General features: G+C 73.8%; 7 protein-coding genes. 2 read left to right on the top strand and 5 right to left on the bottom strand.

Annotation, left to right across the window (positions count from 1 at the left end; genetic code table 11):
• The first annotated feature begins 237 nt into the window (after nucleotides 1-237).
• On the top strand, nucleotides 238-642 hold the full coding sequence (locus tag VGL20_13660; protein ID HEY2704725.1) for a low affinity iron permease family protein: 405 nt from the start codon (nucleotides 238-240) through the stop codon (nucleotides 640-642).
• Here the strand turns inward: VGL20_13660 and VGL20_13655 are convergent.
• A complete protein-coding gene (locus tag VGL20_13655) occupies nucleotides 634-1,356 on the bottom strand; it encodes a YggS family pyridoxal phosphate-dependent enzyme (GenBank protein HEY2704724.1) in 723 nt (240 codons plus the stop codon). The two genes, VGL20_13660 and VGL20_13655, sit on opposite strands and share 9 nt — an antisense overlap.
• Before the next feature lie 50 nt (nucleotides 1,357-1,406).
• Nucleotides 1,407-3,035: a nitrite/sulfite reductase gene (locus VGL20_13650; GenBank protein ID HEY2704723.1), complete on the bottom strand. Its 1,629-nt coding sequence runs from the start codon at nucleotides 3,033-3,035 to the stop codon at nucleotides 1,407-1,409.
• Nucleotides 3,036-3,592: 557 nt separating this feature from the next.
• Here VGL20_13650 and VGL20_13645 point away from each other — a divergent pair.
• Nucleotides 3,593-6,646 (top strand): EAL domain-containing protein, encoded by a 3,054-nt coding sequence (locus VGL20_13645; protein ID HEY2704722.1) that lies wholly within the window; start codon nucleotides 3,593-3,595, stop codon nucleotides 6,644-6,646.
• Between the two features lie 9 nt (nucleotides 6,647-6,655).
• Here VGL20_13645 and nrdR read toward each other — a convergent pair whose 3' ends face one another.
• The 3 genes from nrdR to ftsA all read right to left on the bottom strand — a co-directional run bounded on the left by nrdR (nucleotide 6,656) and on the right by ftsA (nucleotide 9,800).
• Nucleotides 6,656-7,192, bottom strand: coding sequence for a transcriptional regulator NrdR (gene nrdR, locus VGL20_13640; GenBank protein ID HEY2704721.1), 537 nt, complete (start codon nucleotides 7,190-7,192; stop codon nucleotides 6,656-6,658).
• Between the two features lie 45 nt (nucleotides 7,193-7,237).
• Nucleotides 7,238-8,329, bottom strand: coding sequence for a cell division protein FtsZ (ftsZ, locus tag VGL20_13635; protein HEY2704720.1), 1,092 nt, complete (start codon nucleotides 8,327-8,329; stop codon nucleotides 7,238-7,240).
• Between the two features lie 199 nt (nucleotides 8,330-8,528).
• Nucleotides 8,529-9,800 (bottom strand): cell division protein FtsA, encoded by a 1,272-nt coding sequence (gene ftsA, locus VGL20_13630; protein HEY2704719.1) that lies wholly within the window; start codon nucleotides 9,798-9,800, stop codon nucleotides 8,529-8,531.
• Nucleotides 9,801-10,144 lie beyond the last annotated feature (344 nt).

Raw genomic sequence — 10,144 nt, 5'->3', positions numbered from 1 at the left:
CGGCGCTCCAGGGTGCGCCGGAAGACGTCGGCCTCCTTCCAGAAGGCGAGCACCTCGCGCTCTCCCTCGGCGAGGCCGGCACGGGACGGGACGGGAGTGAATCGTGGCATCGGTTTCAGTGTATGAGGGAGGCGCGGCGGCCAAACGGAGTATGGAGGGTGGCCGGGCCTTTCCGGGATGTCCGAAAGCCCCGGCATACACGGATCAGAGGGTCTCGGGTCGCGGGATGATGAGCCGGTGGGGAAATCCACCAGCCACCAGGCGTCCGCGTTCTCGCGGCTCATCGACGCGGTCACCGACATCCTCGGCCACCCCGCCGCGGTCGCGACCGCGGTCGCTCTGGTGGTCGCCTGGCTGGCGTTCGGACCGCTGATCGGCTTCACCGACACCTACCAGCTGATCATCAACACCGCCACCTCGGTGATCACCTTCGTCATGGTGTTCGCCATCCAGCACACCACCAACCGCGAGACCCGCGCCATCAACCTCAAGCTCGACGAGCTGATCCGCGTGGTCGAGGGGGCCGACCCCCGCCTCGTCGGGGTCGAGGAGAGGTCGGAGGAGGCGATCAAGGCGCTGCAGCAGGACGAGAGGGCGGAGAGCCCGCCCGCCGGGCAGCGAGGGGATCGCGAGTCAGGCTGACCGCGCCGTCCCGGCGCCGGCGGTCGCGCGCGGCGGGCGCTCGCCGAAGATCGCCCGGCCGAGGCGAACCACCGTCGCCCCCTCCTCCACCGCCACCTCGAAGTCCCCGCTCATCCCCATGCTCAGTTCCGGGAGGGCGTGGCCGCAGCGCTGCTCCACCTCGTCCCGGAGCCGGCGCAGGGTCGCGAAGGTCGGCCGCGCCCGCTCCGGCTCGGCGACCGGCGGGGCCATCGTCATCAGCCCGCGCAGGCGGAGACCGCCGAGCTCCGCGATCGCCCTCACCGTCCCCTCCAGCTCCGCGGCGGCGACGCCGGTGTGCCCCGGCAGGCCGGTCAGCTCGACCTCGACGAGCACCTCGAGCTCGCCCAGGCCGGCCGGGCGGCGCGCCGCCAGCGCCTCGGCGAGCCGGACGCTGTCGACCGAATGGACCACCGCGAAGGTGGCCGCCGCCCGCGCCGCCTTGTTGGTCTGGAGGTGACCGACCATGTGCCAGCGCACCCCGTCGGGCAGCTGCGGCCGCTTCGCCGCCGCCTCCTGGACCCGGTTCTCGCCGAGGTCGTTCACCCCCGCCGCCACCGCCTCGGCGACCCGCTCGGCGGCGACCGTCTTGGAGACGGCGACGAGGCGCACCGAGGCGGGGTCACGCCCGGCCCGCTCCGCGGCGGCGGCGATCCGCTCCCTGGCGGCGGCCACGGCGTCGGCGGTGGAGGGCATACCGGGAGTCTGACGCGCGCGCGCCGGCCTGGGCTCGCGGGTGGCCGGGGCTACCCGGCGTCGCCGTCCTCCTCGGTGGCGCCGGAGGGCCTGAGGCTCTCCTTGCCGACGCGCTCGACGAACTCGGGCATCGCCTCGCCGGGGAGGCGCTCGCGGAGGTAGCGGACGATGATGCCGGTGGTCGCCGTCGCCGCCTTCTCGCCGAGCACCCGGCCCACCCGGCGCGCGGTGACCGGGTCGTGACCGAGGCGGCCGCCGACGAACACCTCGTAGCCGTCGACGGGGTTCCTCTCGGCGTCGCGCATCCCGACGGCGTGGAGCCCGACGTCGGCGGCGGCGTGCTGGGCGCAGCCGTGCGAGCAACCGGAGACGTGGACGCGAAGCGGCTCGGCGCCGGCCTCGGCCTCGACGATCGGCGCCAGCTCGCGCTCCATGGTGCGCGCCAGGCCGCGGGAGTCGCCGACGCCCCAGACACACCACTCGCTGCCGGCGCAGACCTGGACGTCGACCAGGCTGCCCGCGCCCCGCGCCGGCAGGCCGACGGTGGCGAGAGCGTCGCAGACCCGGTCGACGTCGCCGGCGGCGATGTCGTGGAGCTCGACGTTCTGCTCCTTGGTGAGGTAGAGGGCGCCGTCGCCGAACTCGGTGGCGAGCCCGGCCAGGGTCTCGATCTGCCAGCCGGTGAGGTCGCCGAGGGGCACGTGCGCCTCGACCATGAAGAGCCCCTCCTGGCGCTGCGGCGCGACCCCGGCGTGGGCGCCCTGCGGCCGGCGGTCGCCGCCCATCACCTCGGCGGTGGTGCCGGCGCTCACCCCGGTGTCGGGACGCAGCTCGCGCAGCCGCTCCATCACGGCGGCGGTGAACCGCTCCCCACCCCACTCCTCGATCAGGAACTTGAGCCGGGCCTTGGCGGGACGCTCGCGGAAGCCGTTGGCGCAGTAGGTGTCGGCGACCGCCTCGGTGACCGCCAGCACCTCGTCGGCGGGCACGAAGTCGAAGAGGAGGTGGGCGAGGCGGGGGCTCGACGCCAGTGAGCCGCCCAGCCAGAGCTGGAAGCCCGGGGCGCCGTCGCGGGTGGTGCCGACGAAGCCCAGGTCGTTGACCTGGGCGTGGGCCATGCACCCGTCACAGCCGGCGACGTAGACGTTGAGCCGCCGCGGCAGGCTGGAGTTGTAGCGGGCCGCGTTCCGGAAGAAGAAGTCGTGGATGGCGACCACGCTGGGCCGGGTCTCGAACGGCTCTGCGGCGCAGACCCCGGAGCGCGAGCAGCCGACGATGTTGCGCACGGTGTGGCCGCACGCCGATCGGGTGACCAGGCCCAGCTCCACCACCCCGTCGAGCACCTCGCGCACCCTCCTGCTCGGCACCGAGTGGAGCTCGAGGTTCTGGCGGGTGGTGATGTGCGCCTCGCCGTCGGCGAGCCGCTCGGAGAGGGCGGCGACGGCGCGGAGCTGACCGGCCTCGATGCGACCGCTGGGGACCCGGACCCGGACCATGTGCAGCCCCGGGGTGCGCTGGCTGCACACGCCCCAGGTCTTCAACCGGTAGAACTCCTCGGCGGTCAGGCTCTCGTAGCCCTCGCGCTCGAGGCGGTCGAGGTCGACGTCGAGACCCTCGCGCTTCACCCGCTCGACGTCGATCTTCTGTTGCCACAGAGCGCGTTCGGTCTGGACCGCCATGGGCGCCTCCCTCGTCTCCGCCGGCCCCCGCGCACCGGTGCACACGATGCTCCAGCCAGTGCTCACAGTCTTGGCAGCGGACGGCGCTCCGGGCTACGGCGGTGCCACACAAACGGCGCGGCGGCCGCTTGAGGCGAGGCGGAGGAGAGGGGCGGTCGGGTTGGTACGGGTGTCCCGCACCCCCGCGGCGGGCTGGTGGGACTGTCCGGCGCGGAGGGTCAGCCGATGTGGGCCGAGGTGATCCCGGAGACACCCACCACGGCCAGGCCCGCCCAGGCCACCACCAGCACCAGCACCCGGTTGTACAGGGTGTTGCCGAGCTTTGCCGTGAAGTCCATCCCGCTTCCTCCGCGATGCCGTTCCCACCCCAGGGTGGCGCGGGGAGGGGGCCGATCCGCGCCGCTCAGCGGCCTCGTGACGGCGATTTCACGGCGCCGTTGCAGCGCCGCCTCGAACGCGTCGATGAGTGCGCGGACGAGCCGTAACCGGGCTGCGATCGAACGTGGGTCGAACCTTGCCCGACGCTCCCGAGAATGAACCGGGATGAGCTGCGAGCTGTGAGGCGCGCCACCGACTGGGTGGGAGGCCGGGTGGCGCGGGGCGCCCCGCCGGGCGGTTCGCCGTCCCCGGCGCAGCGCGGCGGGCTCGGCGGCGCCGCCGGCGCGGCGGGCCGTCTTCTGCTCGTCCTCGGCACCTACTACCTCGCCGCCCGCCTGGGGCTGCTGCTCTCCTTCCGCCACACCAACGTCAGCCCGATCTGGCCGCCGTCGGGCATCGCGGTCGCCGCGCTGCTGCTGCTCGGCGGCCGGGTGTGGCCGGCGCTGACGCTCGGCGCCTTCCTCGCCAACCTCACCACCGGGCTGCCGCCGCTGGTCGCCGCGGCCATCGCCGCCGGGAACACCCTGGAGTACGTGCTCGCCGCGTTCCTGCTGCGACGCAGCGGCGTCCATCCCTCGCTCGACCGCCTCCGCGACGTCGTCGCCCTGGTGGGCCTGGGATGCGCCCTCAGCCCGCTGGTGGCGGCCACCACCGGCACCCTCAGCCTGTGGGCCGGCGGGATCGCGGCCACCGCCGACCTGCCCACCATCTGGACGCTCTGGTGGCTCGGCGACGGCATGGGCATCCTGGTGGTCACCTCGGTGCTGCTCGCCCTCTCCGCCGCCGCCGGCGGGCGCCGGCCGGGCACCGCCGCGCGAATCGAGGGGGTGGTCCTGCTGGGGGTGCTGGCGATCTCCGCCACCGCCGTCTTCCTCGGAGGCTTCGAGCACCCCTACCTGATCTACCCGCTGGCGATCTGGGCGGCGATCCGGCTCGGCCAGCTGGGCGCGACCAGCTCGACCCTGATCGTCTCCGGCATCGCGGTCTGGGGCACGGTGGACGGGAGGGGTCCGTTCGCGACCGGGACGCTGGTCGCCGGGCTGACCGAGCTGCTGCTCTTCACCGGCGTGCTCGCGGTCACCGCCATGGTGCTCGCCGCGGCGATCATCGCCGGCCGCGAGGCGGCCCGCCGGGAGATGCAGCGCCAGGCCCAGCTCGAGATCGAGGAGCGCTTCCGCCACCTCTACGGCGCCGCCTTCGACGGCATCATGGTCCACGACGGCGAGCGCGTCCTCGAGGCCAACCACGCGATGGCGGCGATGTTCGGATACTCCGACGACGCCATCCTGGACGTGCCCCTGAGGCAGCTGATCGACCCGGGCTCTCTGCACCGGCTGGGGCCGGCGGGACCGGGTGGCGACGAGGTGGTCGAGGTCCGGGCGGTCCGGCACGGCGGCGGCCGCTTCGTCGCCGAGCTCACCGACCGGGCCGTGTCGCTCGGCTCCGGTGCGGTGCGGGTGGCGGCGCTGCGCGACATCAGCGACCGGGTCACCGCCGAGCGGCTCCGCACCATGCAGTTCGCGGTGACCCGCATCCTCGCCGACGCCGACACCCTCGACCACGCCGCGCCGCGGGTGCTGGAGACGATGGCGACCGCGCTCGACTGGCAGTCCGGGCTGGTGCTCCTCGTCGACCCCGGCAGCGGGCGGCCGGTGGTGCGGCACGGCTGGGGGTCCCCGGCGCCGGCGAGCCCGGTGCCGGAGGCGGCGCCGCCGGGCGGCTGGGCTCCCGGCGAGGGGCTGGCCGGCCGGGTGTGGAGCGGCGGGCTGCCGATCACGGTGGCGGTGGACGAGCTCGCCGGCCATGGGGCCGGTTTCCCCATCGTCCACGAGGGCCGGGTCACCGGCGTGGTCACCTTCGGCGGCCCGAGTCCGCGCCCGGCCGGCGAGGACCTCGCCGCCCTGCTCGCCGACATCGGCAGCCAGCTGGGGCAGTTCGTGGAGCGCAAGCGGGTGGAGTCGGCCCTGGCCAGGAGCGCCGCGCGGCTCGCCGCCCTCGCCGCCACCGACCCGCTCACCGGCCTGCCCAACCGCCGCGAGTTCGAGCGCGCGCTCGGCGATCCCCAGCTCGGTGGCTACTCGGTTCTCGCCATCGACGTCGACAACCTGAAGGTGATCAACGACGCCTACGGCCACGAGGCCGGGGACGCCGCGCTGCAGGCGGTGGGCTCGGCGCTGCGGATGGGGCTGCGCGACATCGACGTCGTCGCCCGAACCGGCGGCGACGAGTTCGCGGCGCTGCTCCCCGGCGCGAACGGCGGCGAGGCGGCCGCGGCGGCGGAGCGGCTGCGCCGCACCATGCACGGCATCACCCTGCCCCGGGGCCAGGCACGGGTCAGCGTCGGCTGCGCGGTGGGCGCCCCCGGGGAGGACGCGCTGCGCTGCTGGGCGGCGGCCGACGAGGCCCTCTACCGCGCCAAGAGCGCGGGCCGGGACCGTTTCGAGCTGGTGCCCGGCGAGGAGGGCGGCGGGGTCTCCCTCACCCGGATGGCCCGCTGGGAGAGCCTGATCCCGGGGCTGATCAGCACCGACGGCATGGTGACCGTGTTCCAGCCGATCGTCGACCTCGCCACCGGCGAGGTGATCGGGTACGAGGCGCTGGGGCGTCCCGCGGGCGGGTCCCGCGAGGCCGCGGTCGACGAGCTCTTCGACGCCGCCGACCGGCTCGGCCTCGGCCGCGACCTCGACTGGGTCTGCCGGCGCACCGCCCTCCAGGCCGCCCGCCGCCTCCCCGCCGGCTGCCAGATCTTCGTCAACGTCGGCGCCGGCTCGCTGCTCGACCCGGTGCACGGCGTCGACCAGATGCTGCTGCTGCTCCGCTGGGCCCACCGCCGTCCCGAGGAGGTGGTGCTCGAGATCACCGAGCGCGACGCCGTCCACGACCTCGACCGGCTCACCGAGGTGCTCCGCGTCTACCGTGCCCACGGGTTCCGTTTCGCCCTCGACGACGTCGGCGAGGGCCACTCCACCTTCGAGGTGCTGGCCGCGGCCACTCCCGAGTTCCTCAAGGTGGCGGGCAGCCTGGTCCGCCGGGTCGACGCGCTCGGCCCCCGGGGCGCCGTCGACGCGCTGGTCGCGTTCGCCGCCACCACCGGTGCGGAGGTGATCGCCGAGGGCCTGGAGACCGCGGAGACCGCCGCCACCCTCCGCCGCCTCGGGGTGACCCTGGGACAGGGCTTCGCCCTCGGCCGCCCCGCCGACCCGGAGGTGTGGCGGCGGGCGGCGTCCGCCTGAGCCCCGGAGCTACTTCCCCAGGTCCAGGGGCAGCTCGGTCTCTCCGGGCCGGGCGGGGCGGGGACGGCGCGGCTCGGAGCGCCGGGTGCCGGGGGGCTGGGAGAGGAGCTGCTCGATGGTCGCGCGCATGTCGCTCATGTCCTTGAAGGACCGGTACACGGAGGCGAAGCGCACGTAGGCGATCTCGTCGATGTCGCGCAACCGCTCCATCACCAGCTCGCCCAGCTCACGGCTGGGGATCTCGGTGCTGCCGCGTCCGCGGAGGGCGTTCTCGATCTCCTCCACCAGCGCCTCCAGGCGCGACGGCGCCACCTCGCGCTTCTTGGTGGCGGTGAGCAGGCCGCCGAGCAGCTTGCGGCGGTCGAACTCCTCGCGGCGCCCGTCCTTCTTCACCACGTAGAGCGGGACCGACTCCACCCGCTCGTAGGTGGTGAAGCGGCGCTTGCACGCGAGGCACTCACGCCGCCGGCGAATCGCCTCCCCCGTCTCCGAGTCGCGGGAGTCGACCACCTTGGAGTCGCCGTGCGCGCAGTAGGGACATCTCATGACGGGCAGGCGGAGGTCCGGCGGGTCCCGGACCTCCGCAATGACCTAGCGGCGGTCGCGGAGGAAGGCGGGGATGTCCAGGTCGTCGACGCTGTAGCTCGGTGGCGCCACCGGCACCGGAGCGCGCTCGGTCTGGAAGTACTGCCGCGCCGCCGGCTCGTAGGCGGGGCTGCTGGCGATGACGATCTCCTCGCGCGGGGCGAAGCCGGTGGCGATCACCGTGATCTTCACCTCGCCGTTGGAGCGGTCGTCGATGACCGTTCCGAAGATGATCTGCGCCTCGGGATCGGCCGACTCGGCGACCAGCTGGGCGGCCTCGTTCACCTCGAAGAGGGTGAGGTCGTTGCCGCCGGTGATGTTCAGCAGGATGCCCTTGGCGCCGGCGATCGTGGTCTCGAGCAGCGGGCTGGCCACGGCGTCGCGGGCGGCGTCGGCGGCCCGGGTGTCGCCACTGCCGAAGCCGATGCCCATCAGCGCCGCGCCCTGGCCGGACATGATCGTCTTCACGTCGGCGAAGTCGAGGTTGATCAGGCCCGGGTAGGTGATCAGGTCGGAGATGCCCTGGACGCCCTGGCGGAGCACGTCGTCCGCGATCCGGAAGGCGTCGGTGATGGTGGTCTTCTTGTCGGTGACCTGCATCAGCCGCTCGTTGGGGATGGTGATCAGGGTGTCGACCTTGGACTGGAGGCCGGCGATGCCCTCCTCGGCCGCCTTCTGCCGCCGCACCCCCTCGAAGCGGAAGGGCTTGGTGACCACGCCGATGGTGAGCGCGCCCTGGGAGCGGACGATCTCGGCGATGACCGGGGCCGCCCCGGTGCCGGTGCCGCCGCCCATGCCCGCGGTGACGAAGACCATGTCCGCGTCGGCGAGCAGCTTCTGCAGCTCCTCGCGGGACTCCTCGGCGGCGTCCTGGCCGACGCTGGGGTTGCCCCCGGCGCCGAGGCCGCGGGTGAGCTTGCGGCCGATGTGCATCTTCATCGGCGCCTCGCTGCTGTTCAGCGCCTGCAGGTCGGTGTTGACGGCGATGAACTCGACGCCGCGCAGCTTGCTGCGGATCATCCGGTTCACGGCGTTGCTGCCGCCGCCGCCGACGCCCACCACCTTGATGCGCGCGTTGCCCTCCAGGGTGCGGTCCATCTCCTTCACCGGCAGCTCCTCCCGAATCTCCGACCGGGGCCGCTGCGGGGAGTACCCGTCCCGCACCCCTCTGGTGGTGGTGTCGCCCTGCGGCGACCGGTGGTTGGTCCCCGATGCCCGCGGACGCTGACGCTGGTCCGCGGGGGTATCGGCCTCGACGTCGCCGTCGCCCGAACCGAGGCCGTAGAGCCGCATGCGTTCAGAAAAGTTCACGCAACCACCGTCCAAAACGTTCGCTGAATCCGTCGTCGCCGGCGCTGTGACCGTGTCCGTTGCTGCGCCCGTTGCTGCGCCCGTTGCTGCGCACGCCGGTGCGGGCACGGGCGCGTGCCCCCCACCGCAGCAGCCCCACCACGGTCGCGTGATGGGGCCCCCGAAGGCTCTCGTCCATTCCCGCCGTGCCGGTGGGCGTCGCCACCCGCACCGGCATGTCGGTGACCTGCTGGGCGATCTCCGCGAAGCCGCGCAGCAGGGCACCACCGCCGGTCAGCACGATGCCGCCGGCGAGCGAGGCGGGGCTGGCGGCACGCTCGATCTCCGCGAGGATCAGCGCCGCCATCTCCCGGGCCCGCGGCCCGATCACCTCGGCGAGGTAGCGCTGCGGCACCTGCACCGCCTCCTCGTAGCCCATCGGCGTCATCGTCACGGTGGCGTCGGCGGGGAGGGTGAGCTGCAGGCAGTGGCCGTACTGGCGCTTGATGATCTCCGCGGTCTCGAGGTCGCTGCGCAGGCCCACGGCGAGGTCGCCGGTGACATGGCTGCCGCCCACCGGGATCACCGCGGTGTGGGCGATGCTGCCGGCGCAGAAGACGGCGATGTCGGTGGTGCCGCCGCCCACGTCGGCGACCACCACCCCGCGCTCCAGCTCCTCCTCGGAGAGCACCGCCTCGGCCGACGCCAGCGCCTGGAGCACCAGGTCCTCGCAGTCGAGGCCGGCCTCGTGCACCACCTTCACCACGTTCTGGATGGCGGTGGTGGCGCCGGTGACGATCAGCGCCTCGACCTCGAGGCGCATTCCGGTCATGCCCAGCGCGTCGCGGAGCCCGTCCTGGCCATCGACGGTGAAGTGGCGGGGGAGGAGGTGGACGATCTCGCGGTCGGACGGCACCCCCACCGCACGGGCCGCCTCGACCGCGCGGGTGACGTCCTGGGCGCGGACCTCGCGGGAGCGCTTCGCGTCGGCGCCGACGGCGACCAGGCCGCGGCTCCCCTGCGAGGCGATGTGCCCCCCCGCAAGACCGACGATCACCTGGCTCACCTCCACCCCAGCCATCCGCTCCGCGGCGTCGACCGCCTCGGCCACCGCCTCGGCGGCGCGCTCGATGTCGATCACTGAGCCCTTGCGCATCCCGCGCGAGGGCGCCTCGCCGGTTCCCTGGACGATGAGCCCGTCGGGGGCGACCTCGGCCACAGCGCAGCAGACCTTCGTAGTCCCCAGGTCCAGGGCGGCGACGCGGCGCGCACGGCTCACATTGGGACCCGAGTATACCCGCCGCCTGCCGCCGGGCATAGGGGCTCGCGGCGGCAAAACCGCAAGATGCTGGGTTTGCTGGGTGAGGACGGCACCATATCTGGTCTGTTCTGACCTGCTGGTCAGTCAGATGCGGGCGGCTCGGGCGGGGCGTGGGGGGGAGATGGCCGGGCTGATCTGCGTGCGGTGCGAGTTGCCCGGAGTTGCCCGGGGTGCTCTGCCACGGATGGAGATGCCCGGGTCCTTCTCCCACAGGTTTTTACCGGGGGGAGGCTACGCCTCCCCCCGTCTGGCGCAAGACATCGTGCGCTGGCGCGCCCGATGCCGGCGCCGCCCCCCTCCAC

This window comes from Candidatus Dormiibacterota bacterium (assembly GCA_036495095.1).
Lineage (GTDB): Bacteria > Chloroflexota > Dormibacteria > Aeolococcales > Aeolococcaceae > CF-96.
The sequence above is the reverse complement of the archived record's forward strand: the minus strand, read 5'-3'. Positions and strand labels throughout refer to the sequence as shown.